The organism is Mucilaginibacter sp. P5_A6, from assembly GCF_056400585.1.
In genome coordinates, this window is sequence record NZ_JBFUKZ010000004.1 from 77,438 (window position 1) to 103,771 (window position 26,334).

The following is a 26,334-nucleotide window of genomic DNA, read 5'->3' on the forward strand; positions in this document are numbered from 1 at the left end:
TTTATTCCGAGCCGTTCTCGCGGTACAACGGATAGTCGTACATCAGCTTGTGGACCTTTTTACGGATTTTCTTGATAGAATGTTCGTTTTCCGGATCAGAAATCACTGCATCTATCAGTTCCACAATCACTTCCATTTGCTTCTCCTTCATCCCACGGGTTGTGATTGCAGCGGTACCCACACGAATACCTGAAGTTACAAAAGGCGACTTATCGTCATAAGGAACCATGTTTTTATTAACAGTAATATCTGCAGTAACCAAAGCATTTTCGGCAGCTTTACCGGTAATATTTTTATTTCGAAGATCTATCAGCATCAGGTGATTATCTGTACCACCGGATATGATCTGGTAACCACGCGCAACAAAAGCCTCGGCCATAGCTTCGGCATTCTTTTTAACCTGAACAACGTATTTCATGTAGCTATCGCTCAAAGCCTCGCCAAAAGCAATGGCTTTAGCAGCGATAATATGCTCAAGGGGGCCGCCCTGTGTGCCTGGGAACACCGCCATATCTAATAATGACGACATCATTCTGATCTCGCCTTTTGGCGTTTTTACACCGAAAGGATTTTCAAAATCTTTACCTAACAGGATCAAACCACCACGCGGGCCACGTAATGTTTTGTGAGTTGTTGTAGTAACAATATGGCAATGCGGCAGTGGATCTTTCAACAAACCACGGGCAATAAGGCCAGATGGGTGCGAAATATCAGCCAGTACCAAAGCACCAACTTCATCGGCAACTGCACGAATAAATTCATAATCCCAATCGCGCGAGTAAGCCGATGCGCCGCAAATGATCAATTTTGGTTTTTGCTCTAAAGCTACTTTTTTGAGTTGCTCATAATCAATCAACCCGGTTTCTTTTACCACCCCATAAAAATGCGGCTCATATAATTTACCAGAAAAATTCACCGGCGAACCATGTGTGAGGTGACCACCATGAGAAAGATCAAACCCTAATATTTTATCGCCAGGTTGTAAACAGGCCAGCATTACGGCGGCATTTGCTTGCGCGCCCGAATGGGGCTGTACGTTTGCCCACTCGGCATTAAACAATTGCTTGGCACGCTCAATGGCAATGGTTTCAATTTCGTCAACCACCTCGCAACCGCCATAATAGCGTTTACCCGGTAAACCTTCGGCATATTTGTTGGTAGCAACAGAACCTGCCGCTTCCATTACCTGTCGGCTTACAAAATTCTCAGATGCTATCAGTTCAATGCCCTCCTCCTGGCGTTGCTGCTCTTCATCCAACAACTTAAATATCAGTTTGTCTCTTTTCATTGTGTATTTTTAACGGCGCTAAGTTAGCTAAAAAGATAGATTTGAGATGTGAGATATGAGATTTGAGACGGAACTAATTTGAGATTTTACGTGCAACTAAATCAGCACAATATAATTTGCTGTTCAGGCACTTATAACCAATATGTTTTTGTTATAAACTTATCTTCCATTTACCAAAACAGATTTGAGATTATAGTGTCTTGTCGAAGTAGAAATAATCCACCGTCCGGTTTCATGTCTAATATCTCAAATCTCTTTAGACGAGATCCAAAAGTTATTATACCCCAGTCCTATTTGTATATCAATCAGCTCTTGCTGCAGCATTTCAAGTACTGCTAAAAAGTTGTATACAAAATGCACCTTGTTTTCTGATTCTTTAGCCAAAGCTTTAAAATCGAGCATTTTGTTAATCTTCAACAAATCGGCAACCGCTTTCTTCTGCTTTTCAATAGTGTAGGGGTATTGCTCAACAGTGTGCTTTACCTCTTCGCTGCGGTTAAGATAGTTACGCATCAGGCGCTCATGTACCATCATTAATTTATACAGCGTTATTTCTGATAATTCCTCGCCGGGTAAAACTACTTTTTCAACCTGTTCCAGATCGTGTTTGATGTTGCCGCGTTTTTCCTGTTTAAATCTTTCGTCTTCATAAGGGCGCAGCTCTTCGCACAGTTCCTTAAACTTTTTATATTCTATAAGCTTCCTTATCAGGTTCTCTTTGGTATCAGTATCATCGCCTGCATCTTCAGCCTCATACCGGGGCAACAGCATTTTTGCTTTTATGCGCATCAGCGTAGCTGCAACAAATATAAATTCACTGGCCAGCTCCATGTTAAGGCTGGTCATCTGGTGAATGTAGTTCAAAAAATCATCGGCAATTTTGGCAATGGGGATATCATGAATATCAAGTTCATCCCGCTCAATAAAAAACAGCAGCAAATCAAACGGGCCTTCAAACTGGGGTAATCTTATGGCAAAGCTGTCGTCGGTCATATTTGTAGCAACAAAAGTAAGGGCTGAGAATCAAGAAACAAGAATCAAGAGGCAAGATTTTTGAATAATTTATTAAGAAACAAACAATTAAACCCTTTTCCTGATACCTGATTTTAATCTCCTGACTCTTTACCTCAAACAATTAATACATTTTGATGTACTTTATTTATAAATAATTAGCTTACTTTGTAGGTTAAATACTCTTACGAATGTCTATGCAGGTACCGGCCGGAGATTTATTATCGAAAATAAATTACCCCTCTGATTTAAAGCAACTTAATGAAGACCAACTTGAAAAAGTTTGTCAGGAGCTACGCCAGTACATTATTGATGTGGTATCAGTAAATGGCGGTCACTTTGCTGCCAGCCTTGGCGTTGTGGAGCTCACAGTAGCCCTGCAATACGTTTTAAACACCCCTTATGACCAGTTAGTATGGGATGTAGGCCACCAGGCTTACGGCCATAAAATACTAACCGGCCGGCGCGAGGCTTTTCATACCAACAGAATTTATAAAGGCATTAGTGGGTTTCCAAAACGATCTGAAAGCGAATATGATACTTTTGGTGTAGGGCACTCCTCTACTTCCATATCTGTTGCTTTGGGCATGGCCGTTGCATCGCATTATAAGGGTGAGACCGACAGGCAGCATGTTGCCGTAATTGGCGATGGCGCCATGACTGCCGGGATGGCTTTTGAAGCGCTTAACCACGCAGGTATCGAAAACTCAAACCTGCTGGTGATCCTGAATGACAACAACATGTCTATCGACCCTAACGTGGGTGCCTTGAAGGAATATCTTACCGATATTACTACCTCCAAGCCTTACAACCGTTTTAGGGATGATATTGCCCATGTGCTGGCCAAACTATCGGCCATAGGCCCGGATGCGTTCAGGATTGCTCAAAAATTAGAAAAAAGTATAAAAGGAACATTGCTTAAACGAAGCAACTTTTTTGAAGCCTTAAAATTCAGATATTTTGGACCTATTGACGGGCATGATGTAAACCACCTGGTAAGGGTTTTAAAAGACCTGCGCAATATACCCGGCCCTAAAATATTACATTGTGTTACTACCAAAGGTAAAGGCTATGCCCTTGCCGAAAAGGACCAAACCAAATGGCATGCGCCAGGCTTATTTGACAAAATAACCGGCGAGATCAAAAAAACAAAACAAGAGAAGCCGCAGCCTCCTAAATACCAGGATGTGTTTGGTATTTCTATAATCGAACTTGCCGAGCAGAACCCTAAAATTATGGGTATTACCCCAGCTATGCCATCAGGATGTTCATTAAACCTGATGATGAAAGCTATGCCTAACCGGGCATTCGACGTAGGTATAGCCGAACAACACGCCGTTACGTTTTCGGCAGGCCTGGCTACCCAGGGTTTAATACCATTTTGTAACATATACTCCAGCTTTATGCAAAGGGCATATGACCAGGTGATCCACGATGTGGCCATACAAAAGCTCAACGTAATATTTTGTTTGGACCGTGCCGGTTTTGCCGGTGCCGATGGGCCAACCCACCATGGCGCTTATGACCTGGCTTATATGCGCTGCATCCCCAACATGACGGTATCGGCCCCGATGAACGAGGAAGAACTGCGCAACCTGATGTATACTGCCCAGCAGGATAACATGGGGCCGTTTGTGATAAGGTACCCACGTGGTAACGGAGTGATGGTTGATTGGCAACGCCCTTTTAAAGCTATACCTGTTGGTAAGGGACGTAAGATTTGCGACGGGGAGGATGTGGCCATACTATCGATAGGCGCTATTGGCAACGAAGTTGTAAAAGCAACTGCCGTTTTAAATACAGAAGGCTATTACCCTGCGCATTATGACCTTCGTTTTGTAAAACCGCTTGATGAGGCTTTGTTGCACGATGTGTTCAGGAAGTTTGATAAAGTAATCACCGTTGAAGATGGCTGTCTTGAAGGCGGTATGGGCAGTGCAGTGTTGGAGTTTATGGCAGATAACGGTTACCAGCAAACACAGGTAAAACGACTGGGGATACCTGACAGAATAGTTGAGCACGGCGAACAACCCGAACTTTGGGCCGAGTGCGGCTTTGATGCCCATGGTATAGCTAAACAGGTTAAGAGCTTAGGTGCCCAGAGGAGTGCGCATACGATAGCATCGTAAAACTTTATTCAGATCGTCATTCCCAAGACTAAATTCGCCGATTCCTGTAACTTAAATCTATAATCAGCATCTTAAAGGGCATAAAAACATCCTATGTCCTTAGTCATAAAAAATCTTACCAAGCAATACAGTAAACAGAAAACCGGACTTTCCGATTATTCCATCACTATTGAAAAAGGGGTATTAGGCTTGCTTGGCCCTAACGGAGCCGGAAAATCAACCCTAATGAAAATTATTGCAACCATCAGCAAACCTACTTCCGGATCACTTTTTTTAGATGGTGAAGATATTGTTGTCAATCCCGATCGAATTCGCAAAATACTTGGTTACCTGCCACAGGACTTTGGCGTTTACCCTAACCTTAACGCTTATGAATTTTTAGAATACATAGCCGCCATGAAAGGCGTAGGCGGTAAAGATCTGCGCAAGCGAATAGATCTGCTGCTGGAGGGCGTTAATTTAACAGCTGATGCCAAACGCCCGATAGGTACTTACTCAGGTGGGATGAAACAGCGTATTGGCATTGCACAAGCTATGCTTAATGATCCTAAGGTGCTGATTTTTGATGAACCTACCGTAGGGCTCGACCCGGAAGAACGGGTAAGGTTTCGCCAGCTGATTTCTGATTTAGCTAACGATTGCATCATTATCCTTTCTTCACACATTGTATCGGATATTGAAACGATTGCCGATGAGGTGGCCATCATGAAAAACGGCACCTTGCTAAATAAAGCCACGCAGCATGATATTATTAAACTGGTTGAAGGCAAGGTGTTTGAGGTGCTATTGAACAATGATGAGATTGCCACAATAAGAACCAAACAGCAGGTCATTGATACCAGCAGGCAAAAGGACAAAACACGGGTTCGGTTTATTACAAAAGCCGACCAACGAGAATCAGGTGCTGTAGCGGTTAATGCAACTTTAGAGGATGCTTATTTGTTTTTAACACAAAATAGCCTAAAGTAATGAAGCACACTTTCAGCATCATAAAAGCTGATTATCTGCAACGCACACGCAGTTATGCTTTTCTAATTACTTTGGCCGTTACTTTTTACGCGGCCTACTCTTTTGTACCACCGCCTACTGCATCATATACCACACTAAATGTTGTTGGCTTTAAAGGGGTTTACAACTCTGCATGGGTGGGTTACGTTTCGGGGATGATGACGGCAATCATGCTTACATTGTATGGCTTTTTTTTGGTGAATGGCGGCATTAAAAAAGATATTGATACCGAAGTAGGTTTAATTATTGCCACTACACCTATCACCAACTTTGGTTACCTGCTCAGCAAATTTTTCAGCAATTTCCTGGTGTTGCTTACCATCGCCGGCTGCACTTTTTTGGTTAGCTTGGTTATGTTTTTTGTGCGTACCAGCGGTTCAACTTTCATTATCAGCAATTTTTTAATCCCATATCTGCTGTTTGTGGTGCCTGCCATGTTTGTGGTATCGGCACTGGCAGTAATTGCAGAGGTATTTTTAGGAAAGTGGAGCATATTGCAATACATCGCATTCTTTTTCTTTTTCGGCATCCTGATGGCCAATATCAACGGGCAAAAGAACGAAACGCTGGCTGTTTTTATAGATCCTTTTGGCGTACGTACCATGACAAGCAGTATCAAAAACCAGGTAAATACCCAATTTCATCAGCATATAGAGGCAGTTAGCCTAGGTTTTACTTTTGGCCGTAAACAAGGGTTTCAAATCTTTGAGTGGAATGGTATAACCATAACCAGCCTGTTCCTGTTTAGCCGCTTAGTATGGATAGGTTTTGCATTAAGCCTGGTTTACCTTTCATCATTTTTCTTTCACCGCTTTGATTTTAAACAGGCGGTTAATAAAAAGAAAAAGGCCTATCAGGAGTCTATTACTGCCCCCGCGCTTGCAGCAACAGGTATAAACCGTGCACTTATGCCAGCCCTGATTACCGATTATGGCATATTTCCGTTTATAAAAACAGAGTTGCTTTTATTGGTGCGCAAAGGTTCCAAATGGTTTTGGCTTGTTATTGCCGGCTTGTCGCTGAGCATGCTATTTGTCCCCTTATATATTTCTCATCTCTATATACTGCCAGTTTTGTGGTTTTTACAAGTAACGCGCTGGTCAGAATTGGTTACTAAAGAAGAAACTAACAGGCTACACTACTTTACCTATGCTTCATACAAGCCATTACTGCGCATGCTACCCGCACAAATACTTGCGGGTATACTATTGGCTGTAATACTGGCATTGCCTTTAATATTGCATTACATTATTGTGTTTGACGGATACGCTATCTTCAATATCATCAACGGAGCTGTTTTTATTGTTCTATCTGCTGTTTGCCTTGGAATAGTAAGCCGGGGTAAAAAATTATTTGAGATATTATTCTTTTTGCTCACTTATGTGCTTACGCAAAAAGCGCCATTTGCAGATTACCTGGGAGCTACAATACACAATAACCAGATTGTTTATATGGCTATCATCTTAGGGTTGAATGTCTTTTTAGCTACTGTTAGTTTTGTGGTAAGGAATTATCAATCAAGGCATTTGTAGATTGTATTTCCATACCATTTTTTACGCAACCGAAAATATCTATCCGTAAGTATTACAATTCGGGATTCTTTTGTTACCTCTGCCACGTTAAACTATTCTTCTTATCGTACGCTCATCAATGTACCTTATAACTCGCCAGATCATTATACATACTGCGGAACGAACTGCGGATGCCAAAAGTTAGCATACCTGTTTTATCATTAAATCGATTGTTTTTTTCGGTACGGTATAGGCCGCCAAGCTCGATACGCAGGTTGTATTTGGGATTAATAAGATAAGCTATTTTACCTTCCAAAAACACCATATTGGTAGTTAAACCCTGGCCGGTGTAGTTACCGTTTTGCCTTACAGGATCAATATATACCTGGAAAAGGTCTTTTCCATAGTTTTGGCCATTAATATCTAAGCCATAGTGACCATAATCAGCTTCACCAGAGAAATCGAATCTTTTGTAGGAGTAATTCAACAAGCCCACAACCTCGCGGAAGTTGGCCCCCCAGGGATGTGCAAGCGGCTCGCCATTGTCAGTGTAATTTTGCACCGAACTGCGTTCAGAGTAGGTAAAGGGCTTAGCGTTGTTAGTTTCAAGTAAGTAATTTAACCCTTTAACATTTAACAGGTTTGCTCCCCTGAATCCAAACTGCCATGCATATTTGTTGCGGGAGCTTCCAGTGGCCGAGAAGAAATTTTTGGATTCAAATTCATCCAATGCAAATTGGGCGTATGCCGTGATACCATCACTTATTTTGTATTTACCGGTAAGTCCTAATAAAGCATTATCAGGCGAGCCATTTGACGCCTCAACCGGCCTTAAAAATATAATGGGATTAAGATAGGTATAGTCAAAACCTCGCTGATGCCCTGCATCATCCTTTGCTCCCCATATAATCGAATCAAAAAATCCAAATGATAAACGGTTACTTACGTTCCAGTCTAAATAATGAAACACAGCGAATTTTTTCCTGTCGCCGTTATCAACACGGGCAGACAACGGATCGTCCATATACGCCCACATGGCTATGTATTTAACATTCCCCAGTGTAGCGGTTGCTTTAAAAAATGGGTAGGGGGATGCATAATCAGACAAGAGTACAGACCGGTAACCATCGCCAATAAATGTTTTATCGCGTCCGGCAGTTATATTTAAATATTTACCTGGCGTATAGGATACCAGTGCCGTTATGTACGACCAGCGGTACTCACTGCCATAAAGCCCGCCATAAGCCTGCCCGCGCACTATACCAACCTGGTTAGTGTAGGTAGCCAGGTACTCTGGTAACTGGGCCCTGTTTTCGTAAGCGCTTACGTAATAGGAAAACTGGTTGCCTAATGTTCCGCCTAACTGCAATCCTAATGAGCCGAAACTGGTATTCTTTTTGCCCGAAAAATCCCGGCTCACGTTAAAATCAGGTAACAAATCGGCATAAAAAGTTGAATTACTCCCTTTTACATCAATCTGGTGTTCATTAAAAAATTTACCGTTAAAACTACCTATGTTGTTCATTAACGAATCGTAATGATGTTTCAATAATGAATCATCACCAAAAAAAGGCTTCAAGGAACTATGGAAACGGGTTTTAGTGGAATAAACATCCTCATTCAGTTTCTGGTAAAACTGATATGAATACGGTTGATATACAGATTGAGCTTTTAAAATCCCACCCGTTAAAACCAATAATAAAATGCTGGTAAAAATTTTTTTCATAGATGTAGATTGATAAAATCCAATTATTAATTATTCAAAATAATTAAGTGTTGTAAACCCGCCTTTTTTTAAATACTCGTCTTTTTTCACCAGGTGCAAATCCGATTTCACCATATCAGTAACCAAAGCCTGCAGATCATATTTAGGTTTCCATCCTAATTTTTCAAATGCTTTTGATGCATCGCCAATTAACAGATCAACCTCGGTAGGCCTAAAATATTTGGCATCTACCTTTACAACCGTTTGTCCAAATTTTAAGGCATCCAGGTTAAGTCCAAAATCCCTGGCTTTTTCCTGGTCAATATCAATAATCACACCGCGTTCATACTCGTCTTTTCCACTAAATTCCACTTCGATACCAAGCTCATTAAAAGCCATTTTTATAAAATCGCGAACTGTGGTGGTAACACCTGTGGCTATTACAAAATCCTCTGCCTTTTCCTGCTGCAACATAAGCCACATGGCTTCTATATAATCCTTCGCGTGGCCCCAATCGCGCTGGGCAGACAGGTTACCTACATAAAGGCAATCCTGTAGGCCTAATGCAATTTTTGACGCAGCCCGTGTAATTTTTCGGGTAACAAAAGTCTCTCCGCGTATAGGGCTTTCGTGGTTAAATAAAATCCCGTTGCAGGCATACATGCCGTATGCTTCACGGTAATTTACAATTATCCAATATCCATACATTTTCGCAACCGCATATGGCGACCGCGGATAAAAAGGAGTAGTTTCACTTTGAGGTACTGCCTGCACCAAACCATAAAGCTCTGATGTGGAAGCCTGGTATATTCGTGTTTTTTTTGTAAGCCCCAATAACCTTACCGCTTCTAAAATACGCAGCGTACCAATACCATCGGCATTAGCAGTATATTCTGGTGTTTCAAAACTCACCTTAACGTGGCTTTGCGCGGCCAGGTTATAGATTTCGTCGGGCTGAACTTCCTGTATTAGCCTGATTAAATTAGTTGAGTCAGTAAGATCGCCATAATGAAGCTTGAACTTTACATTGGGTTCGTGCGGGTCATGGTATAAATGGTCAATCCGATCGGTATTAAGTAAAGACGAGCGCCTTTTAACACCATGTACTTCGTAACCCTTTTTTAGCAAAAATTCAGCTAAATATGCACCGTCCTGCCCGGTTATACCTGTTATTAAAGCTGTTTTCATTTATTATTGAGGCAAATACTTATATACTACAATATTATCCAAATTAATTGTAAAAACCTGCTAAGGGAAACACTTAAGTTAAATTTTGAACTTTGAATGTCCAATTTTTGAAGATTTGACTTCGGAACTATTCCTTCTTTAATAGTTTAGAAAAAATGGTTTAGAATTTAGCGTTTGGTTTTTAATATTTACTAAATTCCCGCAACTTCATTTTCAAGTTCCTGGTACCAGTCTGCACCGTACTTACGAATCAGCGGACCTTTCAAAAACTCGTGCACACGCACTTTCAATTCGTCGCCAAAAGTACATGCAGCGCTGCAAATACTCCAGCGATCATAATTCAACACATCAAATTCGGGGTAAGCAGTAATCCGGATGGGATACAAATGGCAGGAAATTGGCTTTTGCCAGCTGATAGCGCCCTCTTCATAAGCTTTCTCGATACCGCACTTGGTAATTCCGTTTTCCCAGATAACATAAGCGCACTCTTTGTTGGTATCAACACATGGCGTGGTGTAATCACCTTCAAAATCTTTTACATAGGTCCCCACCTTTTCAATGGTGCTGATCCCCTTGGCGGTAAGGTAAGGTTTTACTTTAGGATAGATCTCTTTTAAAATATCCAGTTCATCTGCATTTAACGGCGCGCCAGAATCACCCTCCAGGCAACAAGCACCTTTACATTTATTTAAATTGCAAACAAAATTTTCCTTTACAACATCTTCGTGTACCAAAACACTACCTACCTCAATCATATTTTAATTTTAATTCTTTATTGGATTCAAAGGATACTTTAATCCGCTTGCCGCCTGCAAGTCCATTGTTATACTACCTAAAATAACTTCAACATGCGCCTTTACAGGAATCCTGTTGCCATCATTAGTGATCCAAAGGTACAACTTACTATCTTTCCTGAAAATACGGCCAGGTATAATTGTTGGGTTAAATTTTAAACAGTTAAATGTACCCATACTACACTTTACAACTTCGGTACCTACATAAGTAACACTCAGGGTATGAAAGCCATCTTCCAAAAAATACTGCATCTCAAATGTTTGGCCGATTTTTACTTTTGAAACATCAATTGTGCGGGCAAAATAATAGGCCGATACAAAATCAAAGGTCTTCCCCGTAAACGGGAATACACCTTTATTGGCAGTAACTTTACTTTCCTTTTGATCAAAGCTTACATTATCGGTATGCTTCCATTTACCTTCATGCCTGTTTTCGGTATAAAAATAAGGTTGCAATGTGTTTTGATCTACATACGATTCGTATTTGTTGCGCACTTTGTAAAAAATATCAAATGTACCCGCCGTTTTACCCTCTGCAATAAGGTGAAAGGCCGGTCCGGGAAGTTTTCTATCGCTTGCTTCAACACGTATATCGGCTGCTGCAGCGGTAAAAAAGCCATATTGCATTTTATAATGCAGCTTTTCCCCAACCTTAAAAACGGGCTCGCTGATCTTGGTAAGCTCCTGGGAAAATACAACAGTATTGCATAATATTAATAACAGGAAGGCGGGGAAGTATTTTTTTATAATTAACACGGTTTGCTTTTTAAATAAAGCCGCTTTCGTAAATCGTTTAATCGGCATGCGGGTATATGACAACTGCTTATATAAATGGTTTAAATTCATTTTTGTTGTGCACGCATCAAAATACTATCCAAGTGCTTACTTATTAATACAAAACAAACCATTAATCCTTGCGCTTGTAGATAGGCACAGTTGAGCAGGGCTCGCCAAACATAAGGCTTTTAACTATGGGGGTTAACTTTTTTGTTAATTCAATATAGGCCGAAACAGGCACCGGGGTGTCGCCGCAACCTTTTAATACAATCCGCTGCCCGCTATACTGCTCCAAATCAGCTTTGGCAATTTCTTTTTCAAACAGCACTGTTTCTAAAACACCCAAATCGCCAAAAACAACCTCGCGTGCATACGGGGCCATACGGTTTGCCAGCAGCATATAAGCCCAGGTTGGCACAATTGCATCGGCAGTACAGGTAATCCCTACATTTTTACCTTCGTATTGTGTAAAGTCGTGCTCCTTTATAAAATCTCTCAGATCCTTTTCACGCAGCATCAACCCGTGGAACAGGTTATCTTTAATATCATAAATAACACGTTCGCCGGCCGGGTAAAAAGCTGCAGGATCTAAAGTAACCAAACCACTTTGTGCTACTTTATTTACTATGTTTTCCTGTATATCCATAATGTTAAAAATGCTAAGCTTAATATTTAAAAGAAGCTGTCTAAAAATAAAAAAACAGACCGTCTTGCGAGGCACTAAGCAATCCCAAACTATGCAGATTGGATTTGTAAAGCTACTCTGTAAGGCGGAGATTGCTTCGTACCTACCTATGACAAGTTGTAGAATCCCAGACTTACGAAGTTTTAAAAACTTCGTAAGTCTTTCGCCGGTTTGTCATTCCCCCTTCAGAGTCCACGGATTTTACCACTCGCAATGACGCGTGGATATTGCTTCATTAGAGGTATAAAACAGCCCTATATTCCCATCATTGCATACGAAGTAATAAAGGTCTTTTTTTCAGACGGTTCTAAACGATAAACAAAAAAAATCCGGAAACAGGTTTAATACTGTTCCCGGATACAAAATTACGCTTATTTATATTATAACAGTTTAGCCCTGTTATCTTTTACATTAGCATTATCTTTCAAGGCCTCCAATATTTGCCCTTGCGCACGTTGTTCCAATACCTGGCTAATTTGTTGTTTCTGCCTTACATTGTTAGTAAGCGCTGCCGGATTGGTAAATCCATCAACAAAATATACAAATACTCCTTGCTGACCGTTAACCGGTTTTGAAAGTTTATTTGGCTGCGAACCAAATATTGAACCAATCAACTTATATTCGGCAGACTGGCCTGGAATAACCGGGTTGGCAAAAACAATATTTTGAACAGGAACAGCTTTGGTGCCCGTTTTTTGAGCTACCTGGTCAATTGAAGATGACCCGCTCAATGCTGCCTGGAATTTCTCATCCAGCTGTTTTGCTTTTACTTCGTTGCGTACTGCAGGTTCAATTTGTTTTTTTACCGCATCAAGTGATAAAGTACCTTTTGGCTTTATCTGGCTTAAACGAGGAATGATATACTGATCGCCTACTGTAAATACCTTATCAGTTAAATCACCTTTATCGGCTTTAAATGCCCATCTAACCACATCACGCGCATTATCCAAACCAGGTAAGCCAGCCGCTGTACCGTTAACGTCTTCGGCGTTGATAATTTTCAGACCTTCTTTTTTAGCCTCGGCATCAAAGTTATCTTTTGTTAAAGCTCCTAAAAATCCCTGTGCTTTGCTGTAAGCTACAGTTTGGGTTTTACTGCTTGATTGTATTGGTTTATCAACAATAGCAACTTTCACCACTTTGATAGAACCTTTTTGATCCTCTACCTGGATAAGGTGAACACCAAACTGTGAGGTAACTACAATTAAATCGCCTTTCTTAGCTTTAAAAGCTGCATTAGTATATTCGGGAGTAATCTGTCCCTGGCCGGTCATAGCACCATTAACATCAAATGCGGGGATATCTCCGCCTTTTACAGCGCTACCTCTATCTGATGAAAAAGTGGTTGCCAGTTCGGTAAACGATTTACCTCCTTGTATCAGTTTTTTAATCGAATCCGCTTTGGCAATAGCTTTTTCTATACCACCTTCGGTTTGTGGGTTAATTAATATATGCCTTGTTTTAACCGAATCAAAAGTGGTTTTAACATCACTTAGCTTAGCAATTTTATAGCTGCCGTTTGATACGTAAGGACCATAAACAAACCCCTTGGCAGCATTAAACATTAATGTATCCAGTTTGGGCTCAAGCGTTCCCTTTTTTTGGAAGGTAAGCGGAGTTTTTGTTTCAGAATTTATTTGAACAAAAAGCGAATCGTTAGAAGTTACTTTGATACTATCCACCAGTTTATCAACCTCAGTTTTTATAGCAACGCTATCTTCTTTTGAAGGTGCCGCGTTAAAGCTTACATATTCAAATGATCTAACTTCCTGCGGGATTTTAAATTCGGCTTTGTGCGCATCATAATACGCGCTGTAATCACCATCTGTTAAAGTAACTTTTGAATCGGGGATAGATGCATAATCAAGTGTAGCATACTTAAAGTTAACCAACTTGTTTTTTGCCAGGTAATCATCATTAGCTTCCAACGAATTCACATATAAGCCATTGGTAACAATAGTTACATATTTCATTTGTTGTTTAGCTGCAATTAACTGCTTTAAAAACTCGGCCCATCCTTGCTTTTGAGCAGGATCGGCTTTTGAAGAATTTAAATAGGCTAAAAACTGGTTCAGTTTATTCCTGTCAAATGCACCGGTTTGCTGATCGGCAAACTGACGGGCAATCTGTGGGTCGGGATTATTACCGTTAACCATTGCAGTACTCTCATCCTCGCTAACAACTAATCCTAATTTTTCAATTTCCTTTTTCAGGAGCAGTTCACTCAATACCTGATTCCAGGTTGTTTCCTGGATGTAGTTGACAATCTGCGGCGAAATACTTTGCCCCGATTGCTGCTTAAATTGATTTGTATTTTGCTCAAGTTTTTTATTAAACTCGTCAAACGGAACTTTTTCGCCGTTTACAACGGCAAGTTCATTGTTATCGTCCTTAAAAAAGGAACCTCCTGATCTTACTACCTCGCTCACGATGAATGCAAAAAGAGCAACCCCAATAAAGATTGCGAGGATTTTCCCCATTCGTTCGCGCAAGAAACCCATTATACCCATTTCTGTAATTTATTATATTCTTTTTAAAGAGGGCGCAAGATACAATTTTTAGTAAAATTCTATAACACAAAATTTTCCTGAAAAAAATAACATTATTGTGTCACTTTTTCATCTACATGAAAAACGCCCGTACTGCTTTTAAGTGTGGGGTGCAGAAATTTATCGTCGCTCTCAAAACTATCCCCGTTCATTACATTACCCCCAACCATAGTTACCTGCACCGGTTTGTGCGAATACACCTTGCTAGTTGTCTGATCCCAGTACAACTCATCAGATTTATAGGTTTCGCCCTTAGCATTAGTAGCTACTACGTTTTTGTGAAACTCAATAAATTTTTGATCATTACGCGATATCCCCGTATCAGCAACAATATTACCCGACTCTTTTTGTGTTTCCTTATCGTAAAATATAACTTTTACGCCGCGGGGCATTAATTTGTAAGGTTTTTTAGTTTGATATTCTAATACTAAAGGAGTTATCAGGTGTAATTTAACCCTGGCAGAATCGCTCATGATCAAATCAACACCTTTTGTTGGCGAAACTATTATGCCCATCTCGTTGGATGCAATTTCTTTAACCTTGTTCAGGTCATTCTCGCAGGAGGATATATAAAAAGCAAGCAAAGGCAACAACAGCAGGCGTAGGCCTTTTATATGTTTTACCCGGCTATGCATCTGTTGATTAATCAAACTTATATTTGGTGAACCACTTATCGTTAAGCGTAAAGCCCAAGTGCAGGTTAATATAATTTTCTTTAACCAGGCCATTGGTCAATCTTCCTCTTTGACCTACCTCGGCCGAAATATTGATTTTATAAAAACTACCATTATTAGGGCGCAAAGGCAAACCTAAACCGGCAGTAATACCATACTTTTTAATCCTGGTATTATTAACAGTCATGTAAGTTTCATCGTAAACACCTCCTATCCGGTAATCAACAGTGGCCAGGTAATTACGGATAGTGGCAATATTGGGTGTATACTGTGCGCCTACATTTATTGTACGGCTATTTTGCAATCCCTGGTTTACACCAGATATGCTCAGATCAGACCACTGCCCCATTGAATAATCTGCTCCAATCAAAAATTTCCCATCATTTTGGAACGAGATACCAAAACGGTTTATCTGCGGCAGCTTCAATTTACCTTTAGCAGCCTGCCTGTTTACAACGCTATCAACTGCAATATTAGGATTACCGTTTGCATCATTAGTGTATTGGCTTACAATATAGCTGCTTTGTGAATTAAGTTTTGTGCCTGCCGATGCAGAATAGCCCAGGATAAGGTGTTTTGATTCAGAAAAATCAAAAGAATACTGCAAGCCATAATCGTAATTTAAACCACCAATAGCATTGCTTTGTTCAATTTTTGAATTTAAAGTTCCGGCTAAACCAGGAATCTCGGTTGTACTTATATCCTTAATATTACCAAATATATAGGATACATTACCACCTATTAACAAATGCTTGCCAATGCCAAACCCGTAACCTAAATATGCTTTTGATAAACCGCCATCGCCGCTATAGTTGTAATTGGTAGCATTGGTATCGGCCGATGCACCGGACCCCAGGTTACTGACAGATTTTTTATAATTATAACCACGCTCACTGTAAGGCAGCAAACCAAAACTAAAGGCCGAACGTTTGGTAACCGGTATGCCAAAGGCAATATGACTAAGCCTGAAATTTTTATTGCTTTGGCTTGATTGCCCTGTTTGGCTTAAGGTTGAAAAGTTACTGTACAGTCCTACGTCAATAACAGTTATACCAATTGCACCATATGATGCTGGATTTATAACGTTTATATTATTAAATAAGCTTATTCGGTTTGTTGCCACGCCAATGCCGCCCATACCAATATTTTGTGGCATTAACTGGGGATCGATATCGCCCAGACCGAACCTGGAATATGGAGAGCTTGTGGTAGATTGAGAATGTGCTGCAAATGCGATAACAGCAAATAAAAGTGTTAAAAAAAACCTGGTATATTTAATCATTATGCTTTTGTATAGCTGCGTTTAATCCTTTTAAAACCAAATAGGGCTCAATTTTTATATAGGGGGCAAAGATGCTATTTTTTAATAGCGTATCAAAAAAAATACTGTCGCCCCCGCTCAGTACAATATTCAGTTGGGGATTGTTGGCTTTGTAGCTTTCAATAAACCCGGTTAGCTCATATTTTATACCGTTTTGTACGCCAGAGCGTATCGCGGTTTCGGTGTTGCTGCCATACCCTGCGGTAAAATTCGCATCGGCATTTATTAGCGGCAAACCGGCCGTATAATTGTTTACAGCCTTATAACGCATATTTAAACCCGGTGATATACTGCCTCCAAAATAATTACGGCTGCTGTCAATATAGTCATATGTTATGCAGGTACCACCGCTAATAACCAGGCTGTTTTGGTCAGGATACACATGACTTGCCCCTATTACAGCGGCTAACCTATCAGTACCAAGTGTTACAGGGGTTAAATAATGGTTTTGTATCCCGCCGGTCATTGTACTGTTGAAATAAATAAGGCGGATATTTGTTTCCAAACTGGTTAGCCAGGGCTCTCTATCCTTTTTAACCGATGATACTATAGCCCTGTCAACTTTATACCGGTTCAATAATTCATTTAGCCAGTTGGCATCAACCTCTTCAAACTGTTCAACCGCAAGCAGTTCATCCAGCTTAAAAACCGCAATTTTTGTAAATGTGTTACCAATATCGATAACCAGGTTGGTCATCAGGCCCTTACTATTGATAATATAGATTCAAAAATTGCCAGTCCATCTTCGTTTGCCAGTAAGCTATCGGCAGCGCGTTCGGGGTGAGGCATTAAACCAAATACATTCCGGCCTGCATTACAAACACCGGCTATATTCTGTATGGATCCGTTAGGGTTTGCATCTTCGGTTATATTACCAAACTCATCGCAATACCTAAACAATACCTGCTCGTTATCATTAAGCCTTTTAATCACATCGGCATCGGCAAAGTAATTACCCTCGCCATGCGCGATCGGAATTTTGTAAGCTTGCTCCTGCTCTAAACCTGCAGTAAGTAATGATTGGCTTGTTTGTGGTTTTAAATAAATATTGCGGCAAATAAACTTGCGGTTTGTATTATGCAACAAAGCTCCATCAAGCAAACCGGCTTCGGCCAGGATCTGGAAGCCATTACAGATTCCCATTACATACCCGCCTTTTGCAGCAAATTGGATCACTTCCTGCATAATTGGCGAAAAACGTGATATAGCGCCTGAGCGAAGATAATCGCCAAACGAAAAACCACCGGGCAAAACAACAAAGTCAACACCCTGCAGGTCATGATCTTTATGCCATAACCTTACAACCTGCTGGCCCATTATTTTTTCTAATACGTATATGATGTCTTCATCACAGTTAGAGCCGGGAAATATAACTACGCCAAATTTCATTTGAATTGTTTTATTGTGTAATAATTGTCTGTCAAAAAAGACGCTCAATAGGGTCTCGCCATTTTAATATCATTTGCATTTATGTTTACATAAACAACAGCTAATGATGGTTTCGCGTTACAAAACTAATATAACCGCTGAAATTTGAACGAATGTAAAAGTTAAAATTTGTTAAACTGAAAGTAGACGATGCTGATTAGCAGCAATAAAAACAGGCTTTCGTAAAACCATTTTTTGGTAGCATATAAAAAATAATAGGCAAAAAACACCGCAGCAGGCGCTATACACAATAAAAAATGGCTAAGATGGAAAGATGAGTTGACGTAAAACGAAAATGCCGTTATTAAAAAAATAAAAAATAACAGCTGAAAAGATTTACGGATCTGGACGTAACTTTTAAAGAAATTTTGCTGCAATTTAAAAATACAGAGTACAAGTATCAGTATAACCGGTATCAGCAGCAGGTAATTTAAAGAGTTTATGCTGATATGATCCGGAAACTTTTTACCCAGTGGCAGCCAGATATTGTAGAAAACGGAGATGCGGTCATTCAAATAATAAAATACAGCCAAAAAGAAAAAGATAGTGCCATAACCCAAAACGCCCGATACCCACTCGCGCCAGTTAAATGGTTTAAAAAGGATAAGCCCTATCCATATAGCCAAAAATAAATAAATAAAGGGGAAATAAAGAAGTGAGCCCAATGCTACTATCATCCCCACATCATAGGAAATTGATTTTGCATCATCGCCTTTATATAGGTTCATAAGTTTAGAGAACATCCATATCAGCAGAAAATTACAGATGAGCGGGGCGCTTAAAATCAAAAAGGGCGAAAACAAACCCGATAGTGTTACATACATTAACGCGGGCAAAAATGTAGGCTTGCCTAATAAATTATAGTGATTTATTAAATAGTTAAGTAACAACGCCTGAATAAACACCAGTACTGCCGCCAATAATATATTTACACCTGGCGAAAACGCGTACTCATATGCTACCGGCACCAACAGGCGCGCAAATGGTTCAACAAATACAAACTCCAATTTATCGGGCACATGCAGCAGATAGCCCACCCGCGACAGGAAAAGCACAACAACCAGCCACAAAATATTCAAAGGATTAAAAGACCGGAATGCCTGGATCATATAGGGCGATAATTTGCGGGGTAAAATTAGTACAAAAAGCCAAACAGTTGTAAAAGTTTTCAGCGCAAAAAAAACGGCCAGCCACACTGAGTGGTAAAATTTTGTGCAACGCTCAAGGTGGAAAATTATAAGCGGTTAGAGGAAATTACTTCGTACCTCAAATCATGACATTTTTATTCCCGAACTAAAACCCGCCTACACCATAATCCCCGGCTGGCTCGCATATTGATTTACCAAATTATCAACTATCTGCGCTGTTTCATCCGGAAAATCAACTACTACCTTTTTATCATCGCCTATCCATTTATTTAAATGACTGGTAAAAGTTTCATCGATCCCGGCGATAACCGGCACCCCCAGTTTTGATGCTGCCAGGGCATTGCATTGCTGCTCATACTGGCCCTTCATGGGTATCATCATCACCTTCTTTTTCAGGAACAACGCTTCGGCAGGGCCCTCAAAACCACCACCCGTAAGCAGGCCTTCGCAGCTGGCCAGGCTTTTATTAAAGGCCTCGTTATTTACCGGGAAGATCTCGACATTGCCCGATTGAAAGGGCGTTTTTTGTCGTTTTGAAAATATCTGCCATTTAACATCGGTTACTGTACCTAAGTGCTTCAGCAGGGTTTTATCGTCATAAGCAGGCAGGTAAACACTGTAATGGCCCAGGTTACTGGTTTCCATCTGGCGAATTTCACTGCGGATAACCGGGGTATGTATAAAATCGTCATAGCGCTCAAAATGAAAGCCTACATGATGAGTAGTGGGCGAGTAATTTTTTAGCAGCCACTGGGCAAAAGGATCCTTTTTTGTGGGTCGGGGCGTATTTGGCGATACAAAGGAGCATTGATGACTTAACGATACAGATGGAACTCCCTGGAATTTGCAGGCCCATGCACTCACCGGTTCAAAATCGTTAATAATCAGGTCGTATTGTTTTAAGGGCAGGCTACGCAAATCATGTATAAACTGGCGCAGGTTCATAATTTTCCAGGTAGCCCAGTTATCAACTCCTCCGTTGGTGCCAAATACAAAGCTAACACCATGAAATTTGTACTTGAGCGGCTGCGATAAGGAAACTTCAGCCTCGGTGCCGCTCACCAGCAAATCAACCTCGCCATATTGCTGCAACAAAGGCACAATTTCGCGGGCCCGGCTAATATGCCCGTTGCCGGTTCCCTGTATGGCAAACAATATTTTCATGTAAATATAATTAGGGGCAATTTAGTAATTTGAACCGTTTTGGGGTTATTAAAAAAAAGTTCAAGCATTTTTTCGCGCTAAAATGCAAAGGGAAGTTTGACTTTGACCATTGATCTTCCTTAATTGCAGTTTCGAAGCAGTCCCCGACGGTACAAAGCAAGCTTTCATATTCGATCTTCAAATTGGGGGTTCTTCATACCTCGCATAAACGAGTTAAGGTAGTTAGGTGAGAAAATACATTTACTCCGTCTCCTGCCTGAACCTATCCAGTAGATTTTTTACATCCATCTTGGCATCCAGGTCTTCGGCATCAGTTTTATCATCTTCGTCGGTATCGGTGTGGAAGTCGTCGGCCCTGTATTTAAATATCGTCCAGTTACCATCCTGGTACTCCAGCGAGGTAAGGCTCTCTACCCAATCGCCAGAGTTTAGGTAAAGCACTTTACCAGTTTGCGCGGTATCCTCTATCTCCCTGATCTCGGCGTGGTGAATATGGCCACAAATCACATACTGGTAGCTTTTATCAACAGCCAGGTCGGCTGCGGTTTGTTCAAACTGGTTTATAAATTTTACAGCCTCTTTAAAGCGGGCCTTTATTTTTTGCGAAAAACTCATTTTTTGCCGCCCGATAGCGGTTAGCAGCCAGTTGGTAAAACTGTTGATCAATATCAGGGTATCATAACCCACGGCACCTAATTTAGCCAGCCATTTGGAATGCTGCATGGTTACATCAAATATATCGCCATGAAAGATCCAGGCTTTTTTACCGTCAATATTTAATACCACTTTATTAAGCAACTTGAATGAACCAAGGTCAAAATCGGCAAACTTGCGCAGCATTTCGTCATGGTTACCTGTAAGGTAATATACCGGGATGCCATCGGTAACAAATTTAAGGATGCGTCGCACCACTTTCATATGCGCTTCGGGCCAGTATGATTTACTGAACTGCCAGATATCAATAATATCGCCGTTAAGGATAAGTATCTTAGGCTTAATGCTTTTTAAATATTTAAGCAATTCTTTTGCGTGGCAGCCATAAGTACCAAGGTGCACGTCGGATATTACTACGATATCAACCTCACGTTTTGCCATTAAAAATAAGGGGTTAAATTCTCAGCCGGCAGATTTTGCCGGTTATTGACTTTGAAAGAAATACTGAACAAACGATTACTCGTCGTCGTCGTCTTCATTAACATTTAATTCATAAGGGCTGATATAGAAAACGCCTACCAACAGCAACAAAGCTATAACAACCAAATAACTATACTCAAAATTCATCATAAATGATTTTTACAAATATCAGAAAACCAACATTATCATACTGTTAAGACTCTGTTAAATGTAAAAGGTTTCATAACTATAAAAATTTTCTTTTTATCCGGTCCAGTTGTTTTAAATGATGTTCCAGGTGTATCCTGATGAACCTGAACCATTGCCTGGCATTAAGCATCCCCATGCGCGGATGTTTATAACGACTTGCTACAGAGGAAGCTGCAATAAGCGGCATAGTAGTTTCTACCCGCTTACGGCATTTGATGATCATATTTTTCGCTTCCTCCTTACTGATCTTTGCTGCAGCCATTTTATCGGCTACGGCATCGGGCACCTTCCTTTTTACAGGCGGAAACACGCCAAGCATTAAACAAAAGCGCCCCTCCCAGGTAAGTCCTTTTTTAGTTGGCGGGCAGTTATTATGTGTGCATCTTTCCAATGCTATTGACGAACCTAATGTAGCCTGCAATATATGACTGTAAACTTCGGCGTATGACCAGCCGCCATCGGGTGGTGTTTCTGTAAACTGCTCATCGGGTATGCTATCCAGCTGCTCCCGGTAACTATCAAGGGCTGCTTCAATGGCGTAGCGTTCTCTGGCAATACTCATAATATTAAAGTTAGTACTTTTAAATAAGTATTGTTTTTAAAATATTGTTATCAACTCCTTTAAATGAGTTACCTGCAAAGGCACATCATCCGGTTTAGGGGCGTTGAATGGATTGAAATAAATAGCGTCCATACCAAAACCCAAAGCGCCATAAATATCGGCCTCCAGACTATCCCCTATCATAATGCTTTCCTGTTTATCGGCACCAGCAAGGTCAATCGCGTGTTGAAATATGGCTTTATCGGGTTTGTTAACGCCTACATCTTCGGATATGACGATGTTTTGAAAATAGCCCGCAAGGTTGGTACCGGCAATTTTTATCCGGGTAGAATCTTTAAAACCATTAGAGATTAAATGCAGGGCATACTTTGTTTGCAAATATTGCAACGTTTCATGCGCATGCGGAAACAGGTTGGTTTTTGTAGGACAAAGCTTTACGTAAGCATCCTCAAAATCAACCGGCATAAGATCGGGATGTAAGCCAAGATCGGTAAAGGTTGATTTAAACCGGGCATCGCGCAGCTCATCTTTGCTGATCTCGCCTATATGATATTGCGCCCAAAGCCTGTGGTTGTTGCGGGTATAAGTTTCAATAAACAGATCGGCAGATGTAAGCCCGATATTTTCCAGTTGATGAATATGATACAGCTCATGCAAAGCTTCCTCGGCATTTTTATCAAAATCCCAGATGGTATGATCAAGGTCGAAGAAAATATGTTTGTATTTCCTGATGCCGGATGTTGGAATTTCGATTTCGGATTTCATTCTAATTTTATTTGCCATACTGAACAGTGAAGCATCTATCGCCGCCATACAAAGTTCGCTAATAGATCCTTTACTGTTGTTCCAGGATAACAAATTTCTACTTTTTTCTTTTAGAATTTAGCATTTCCTTTTTAGAGTTTAACGCTTTTTTAGCGGTATAACCGCCGTTGCTTCAATCTCAATTAATACATCATCCCTGAACAGTTTACTTACCTCTACCAGTGTGCTTGCCGGCGGACTTTTAAGATTTACGTATTTATCCCGCACCTGCCTTACAGCCTGTACCTGGCTCACATCCCGTAGGAAATAACCAAGTTTAACTACATTATCCATTGTTCCGCCGGCGCTTTCAACAATGCTTTTGATATTTAAGAAAACCTGGTCGGTTTGTTTGGCCAGGTCATCCTTACCAACAAGAATACCGTTTTTATCAAAAGCCACCTGGCCGGATAGTATGAGCATTTTGCTGTTCCCCAAATTGATAATTGCAACCTGCGAATAGCCTTTGGGGGCACTTACCGATGGCGGGTTGCTTAGTTTTATAATTGAGGTATCGGCCTGTGAGAAGGCCAGCTTTGAAATTAATAGTAACGGCAGCAGGAGTAGCTTTTTCATTGGGCGGGTGTTTGGTAAATAAGAGATCTCAAAGTCTATCAAGAATAATGGCGAATGCCGACCGACGGGAGATGGATCTGAGCAGGACATTGGTGTCGAGCACAATTTTTAGTGCCGGCATTATTATTTATTAAGAATTTCTTGCAATTTTTCATTTGTGTAGCCTTTTTCGTCCCAAACTGCATCGGCTTTATCACGGGCCTGATCCAACAAAAACCTGGCGATGAGGTGTTTCAGTTCAGCAAGGTGTTTATCGGGAATATCGGCACTAAAAACTTTTAATAATTCGACCTGCACATTGCTAAGCGGAGGATGAACAGAAGAAATATCCATGATACACTATTATTTAATAACAATTAACAGATTAACAATTTATATAGATGCAGAAATTTCTTATTTTCCCCAATTGGATTTGAGTTCCAAACAAATCCGAAATCGAACATCCCAATTCCGAAACGGCGAACCCCTCTTTAACACCTTTGAAAACAACTATATGTTAAAAATCAGTTACACCTTCTCCCCAAACGCCAGATCTCCTGAATCGCCTAAACCTGGTACAATGTAAGCCTTGCTGGTCATTTCATCATCAATGGCGCAAAGCCATAATTTTGCTTTAGGCAAATTGGCACGCACATGGGCCACACCTTCCGTACTGGCTATTACCGCGGCTATGTGCAGCTCCTTTATTTTAAATTGCGCCATCAGCTCCTTGCAAACAGCTACAAAGCTTTGCCCGGTGGCCAGCATGGTATCGCATAGGATCAATACCTGGTCGTCGAGGTTTGGGGTCGAGATATGATCCACCTGGATAATGAATGCCCCTCCTCTTTTCACCTTACGGTAGGCCGTAACAAATGCGGATCCAGACTGATCAAAATAATTCATAAAGCCCTGGTGAAACGGCAGTCCGGCCCGTAAAATAGTTCCCAAAACCGGCTGATCAGCCGGCACACTGATATTGGCTATGCCCAAAGGGGTTTGCACTTCTTTAGACTCATACTTCAGCGTTTTGCTCAGCTCATAGGCCAAAATACCGCCCAGCTTTTCCTGGTTTCGCCTGAAACGCGCTTTATCCTGCTGGATCACGGCGTCGCGTAATTCGGCCAGGAACTGGTTAGCAATACTGTTGGTTTTGTTGAGGACGAAAATCATGCTTAAAATTAATTCTTTTTGAGTGAAAAGTGACATGATTTATTTAAGCAAATATTCCCCATGAGGTACAAGATTCAGCTTGTGGCCGGTTACTTCCCCGATTACATGATTAAAGGAGAGCGCCTACTTGCATCTGCACTCCTTATAGAAAACATCACTCACCTGGCGCAGCAAATACCCGCCACAAGCTAAAATCCTGGTTTTCATTTTCAAAGCTGTTTGTGCCGCTTAAAATAATTTCTCCTGTGGCGGTTTAGCGCCAGCTAAGCGCAAATAAACGGTAGTTTGACCCCTGTGATGCGTTTGGTGCTCAAAAGCTTTAGCGAAAACCATGCTCCTGGAAAGATCAAAGTTGCCGAAAAGTTTAACTTGCTCATCAAGCTTTTGGGGCGTTACCTTTTTAATTGCATTTATCATAAAATCATAGCTTTCCATTACCGTTTTGGTGACACCAGCTTTTGATTTGTCGCCTGTTTTTTCCAGTGCACCCAATTCATAAGGGCTTTTTTCGCCAGATGCAGCCGACGCAAACCCATAGTTGGCATCCGAAAGATGAAGCATCTGCTCCGCAAATGATCGCATCTCGGGCGTAGGCTTTAAAGCGTAACCGGTTTCTGGCATAGCATCAAGGTATTCTTTGGTGTAGGTTTTTGCCCGTTCCCATTCTTTCAGCATACCATCGGTTGCTGTTTGCGCTGTAACAAAGCTCGTGAAGCTTAAAAACAGGCATAGTGTGGCTAATAGTTTTATTGCTCTCATAATAATATGGTTTATAGCAGTAAATATCGACTATTTATTGTAAAGCAACCTATTCTTATCTTAAGAAACAGCCGCAAAATGATTAAGCTTGCGGCCGGTAAACCTATCCAAATACTTCATAAAGGCGACCTGGTAAGCATTGCACCCGGAGTTGAACATTGGCATGCTGCAACGCCGCAGGAGGGTTTTGTGCAGATTGTAATGAACCCCAATACTAAAAATGGTGCTGTTACCTGGCTAAGTAGTGTAACCGGGCAGGAATACAGAAGCGGCAAATAATTTATACGATTAGCGCTACAGTGATATAAAAAACGCTTCTTATAAACTTTGCCAGGCAAAGATTGTAGTAACTATGAAAAAGAACTACCATGGAAATAAAACGTAGCGGCTCACAGCCTTCGGGAAAAGGTCCCGCAGAATATTTTACCGGATCGGTGCGAATTGATCCGCTTAATAGTCCACCAGAACCGGCCCGCGTTGCTATGGCACTTGTCACTTTTGAACCGGGAGCCCGCACGGCCTGGCATACCCATCCGCTTGGTCAAACCCTTATTGTTACTGCAGGCGCCGGCTGGGTGCAACGCGAAGGAGATACACGGCAAGATATCTACCAGGGAGATGTTGTTTACTTTTCGCCCGGCGAAAGGCACTGGCATGGGGCAACCGCTACCACAGCAATGAGCCACATTGCCATCCAGGAAAAGCTAAATGGATCGCCTGTAGATTGGATGGAACAAGTGACAGACGAACAGTATAATAAGTAATTAGCCAATGGTTG

At 41.0% G+C, this 26,334-nt stretch carries 27 protein-coding genes; 6 read left to right on the forward strand and 21 right to left on the reverse strand.

Annotated features, from left to right (window positions below):
- Position 1: 1 nt before the first annotated feature.
- Both glyA and AC1DO4_RS05935 read right to left on the reverse strand, forming a co-directional pair.
- Positions 2-1,288 (reverse strand): serine hydroxymethyltransferase, encoded by a 1,287-nt coding sequence (gene glyA / locus AC1DO4_RS05930; RefSeq protein ID WP_477413817.1) that lies wholly within the window; start codon positions 1,286-1,288, stop codon positions 2-4.
- A gap of 246 nt (positions 1,289-1,534) precedes the next feature.
- Positions 1,535-2,281: a segregation and condensation protein A gene (locus tag AC1DO4_RS05935; protein ID WP_477407493.1), complete on the reverse strand. Its 747-nt coding sequence runs from the start codon at positions 2,279-2,281 to the stop codon at positions 1,535-1,537.
- A 215-nt stretch (positions 2,282-2,496) separates the two neighbouring features.
- On the opposite strand from AC1DO4_RS05935, the gene dxs reads away from it, so the two are divergent.
- From dxs to AC1DO4_RS05950, 3 genes are all read left to right on the forward strand, one after another.
- Positions 2,497-4,428 (forward strand): 1-deoxy-D-xylulose-5-phosphate synthase, encoded by a 1,932-nt coding sequence (gene dxs / locus AC1DO4_RS05940; protein ID WP_477414133.1) that lies wholly within the window; start codon positions 2,497-2,499, stop codon positions 4,426-4,428.
- A 93-nt stretch (positions 4,429-4,521) separates the two neighbouring features.
- Entirely contained in the window at positions 4,522-5,397 is an 876-nt protein-coding gene (locus tag AC1DO4_RS05945) for an ABC transporter ATP-binding protein (RefSeq protein ID WP_477413820.1), read from the forward strand.
- Positions 5,397-6,968 carry a hypothetical protein gene (locus AC1DO4_RS05950; protein ID WP_477413822.1) on the forward strand — a complete coding sequence of 524 codons (1,572 nt, stop codon included), beginning with the start codon at positions 5,397-5,399 and terminating at the stop codon, positions 6,966-6,968. Before AC1DO4_RS05945 ends, AC1DO4_RS05950 begins: the two co-directional genes overlap by 1 nt.
- Before the next feature lie 115 nt (positions 6,969-7,083).
- On the opposite strand, the gene AC1DO4_RS05955 is transcribed toward AC1DO4_RS05950, so the two are convergent.
- The 18 genes from AC1DO4_RS05955 to upp all read right to left on the reverse strand — a co-directional run bounded on the left by AC1DO4_RS05955 (position 7,084) and on the right by upp (position 24,797).
- Positions 7,084-8,673, reverse strand: coding sequence for a gliding motility protein RemB (locus AC1DO4_RS05955; RefSeq protein WP_477413824.1), 1,590 nt, complete (start codon positions 8,671-8,673; stop codon positions 7,084-7,086).
- Positions 8,674-8,703: 30 nt separating this feature from the next.
- Positions 8,704-9,840: a GDP-mannose 4,6-dehydratase gene (gmd, locus tag AC1DO4_RS05960; protein WP_477413826.1), complete on the reverse strand. Its 1,137-nt coding sequence runs from the start codon at positions 9,838-9,840 to the stop codon at positions 8,704-8,706.
- 191 nt (positions 9,841-10,031) lie between these two features.
- A complete protein-coding gene (locus tag AC1DO4_RS05965; RefSeq protein ID WP_477413828.1) occupies positions 10,032-10,595 on the reverse strand; it encodes a DUF3109 family protein in 564 nt (187 codons plus the stop codon).
- A gap of 9 nt (positions 10,596-10,604) precedes the next feature.
- Entirely contained in the window at positions 10,605-11,390 is a 786-nt protein-coding gene (locus AC1DO4_RS05970; RefSeq protein WP_477413830.1) for a DUF3108 domain-containing protein, read from the reverse strand.
- 151 nt (positions 11,391-11,541) lie between these two features.
- Positions 11,542-12,057 (reverse strand): DUF2480 family protein, encoded by a 516-nt coding sequence (locus AC1DO4_RS05975; protein WP_477413832.1) that lies wholly within the window; start codon positions 12,055-12,057, stop codon positions 11,542-11,544.
- Positions 12,058-12,476: 419 nt separating this feature from the next.
- Positions 12,477-14,606 (reverse strand): peptidylprolyl isomerase, encoded by a 2,130-nt coding sequence (locus tag AC1DO4_RS05980; protein WP_477413834.1) that lies wholly within the window; start codon positions 14,604-14,606, stop codon positions 12,477-12,479.
- 92 nt (positions 14,607-14,698) lie between these two features.
- Entirely contained in the window at positions 14,699-15,295 is a 597-nt protein-coding gene (gene lptC, locus AC1DO4_RS05985; RefSeq protein WP_477413836.1) for an LPS export ABC transporter periplasmic protein LptC, read from the reverse strand.
- Complete coding sequence (bamG, locus tag AC1DO4_RS05990) at positions 15,288-16,601, reverse strand: BamG family beta-barrel-assembly machinery protein (protein WP_477413838.1); 1,314 nt, start codon at positions 16,599-16,601, stop codon at positions 15,288-15,290. The genes lptC and bamG overlap by 8 nt, the downstream gene beginning before the upstream one ends.
- Positions 16,594-17,337 carry a type III pantothenate kinase gene (locus AC1DO4_RS05995; protein WP_477413840.1) on the reverse strand — a complete coding sequence of 248 codons (744 nt, stop codon included), beginning with the start codon at positions 17,335-17,337 and terminating at the stop codon, positions 16,594-16,596. Before AC1DO4_RS05995 ends, bamG begins: the two co-directional genes overlap by 8 nt.
- The gene (purQ, locus tag AC1DO4_RS06000; protein WP_477413842.1) at positions 17,337-18,029 is read right to left on the reverse strand and encodes a phosphoribosylformylglycinamidine synthase subunit PurQ; all 693 of its coding nucleotides are present in this window, start codon (positions 18,027-18,029) and stop codon (positions 17,337-17,339) included. Before purQ ends, AC1DO4_RS05995 begins: the two co-directional genes overlap by 1 nt.
- Before the next feature lie 161 nt (positions 18,030-18,190).
- The gene (locus tag AC1DO4_RS06005) at positions 18,191-19,177 is read right to left on the reverse strand and encodes a DUF6427 family protein (RefSeq protein ID WP_477413844.1); all 987 of its coding nucleotides are present in this window, start codon (positions 19,175-19,177) and stop codon (positions 18,191-18,193) included.
- A gap of 195 nt (positions 19,178-19,372) precedes the next feature.
- Positions 19,373-20,380, reverse strand: a complete 1,008-nt coding sequence (locus AC1DO4_RS06010) for a glycosyltransferase family protein (RefSeq protein ID WP_477413846.1) — start codon at positions 20,378-20,380, stop codon at positions 19,373-19,375.
- A 240-nt stretch (positions 20,381-20,620) separates the two neighbouring features.
- Entirely contained in the window at positions 20,621-21,475 is an 855-nt protein-coding gene (locus AC1DO4_RS06015; protein WP_477413848.1) for a UDP-2,3-diacylglucosamine diphosphatase, read from the reverse strand.
- A gap of 265 nt (positions 21,476-21,740) precedes the next feature.
- Entirely contained in the window at positions 21,741-22,265 is a 525-nt protein-coding gene (locus AC1DO4_RS06020; RefSeq protein WP_477413850.1) for a DinB family protein, read from the reverse strand.
- 36 nt (positions 22,266-22,301) lie between these two features.
- Complete coding sequence (locus AC1DO4_RS06025) at positions 22,302-23,030, reverse strand: YjjG family noncanonical pyrimidine nucleotidase (protein ID WP_477413852.1); 729 nt, start codon at positions 23,028-23,030, stop codon at positions 22,302-22,304.
- Positions 23,031-23,168: 138 nt separating this feature from the next.
- A complete protein-coding gene (locus AC1DO4_RS06030) occupies positions 23,169-23,645 on the reverse strand; it encodes a RidA family protein (protein WP_477413854.1) in 477 nt (158 codons plus the stop codon).
- Positions 23,646-23,768: 123 nt separating this feature from the next.
- Positions 23,769-23,978 carry a hypothetical protein gene (locus AC1DO4_RS06035; RefSeq protein WP_477413856.1) on the reverse strand — a complete coding sequence of 70 codons (210 nt, stop codon included), beginning with the start codon at positions 23,976-23,978 and terminating at the stop codon, positions 23,769-23,771.
- Between the two features lie 174 nt (positions 23,979-24,152).
- A complete protein-coding gene (upp, locus tag AC1DO4_RS06040; RefSeq protein WP_477413858.1) occupies positions 24,153-24,797 on the reverse strand; it encodes a uracil phosphoribosyltransferase in 645 nt (214 codons plus the stop codon).
- 60 nt (positions 24,798-24,857) lie between these two features.
- Between upp and AC1DO4_RS06045 the strand changes: the two genes are divergently transcribed.
- Positions 24,858-24,989: a hypothetical protein gene (locus AC1DO4_RS06045; RefSeq protein ID WP_477413860.1), complete on the forward strand. Its 132-nt coding sequence runs from the start codon at positions 24,858-24,860 to the stop codon at positions 24,987-24,989.
- Positions 24,990-25,025: 36 nt separating this feature from the next.
- Here AC1DO4_RS06045 and AC1DO4_RS06050 read toward each other — a convergent pair whose 3' ends face one another.
- Positions 25,026-25,556, reverse strand: a complete 531-nt coding sequence (locus AC1DO4_RS06050) for a DinB family protein (RefSeq protein WP_477413862.1) — start codon at positions 25,554-25,556, stop codon at positions 25,026-25,028.
- 78 nt (positions 25,557-25,634) lie between these two features.
- Between AC1DO4_RS06050 and AC1DO4_RS06055 the strand changes: the two genes are divergently transcribed.
- The gene (locus AC1DO4_RS06055) at positions 25,635-25,835 is read left to right on the forward strand and encodes a cupin domain-containing protein (protein WP_477413864.1); all 201 of its coding nucleotides are present in this window, start codon (positions 25,635-25,637) and stop codon (positions 25,833-25,835) included.
- Positions 25,836-25,924: 89 nt separating this feature from the next.
- Positions 25,925-26,320, forward strand: a complete 396-nt coding sequence (locus tag AC1DO4_RS06060) for a (R)-mandelonitrile lyase (RefSeq protein WP_477413866.1) — start codon at positions 25,925-25,927, stop codon at positions 26,318-26,320.
- Positions 26,321-26,334 lie beyond the last annotated feature (14 nt).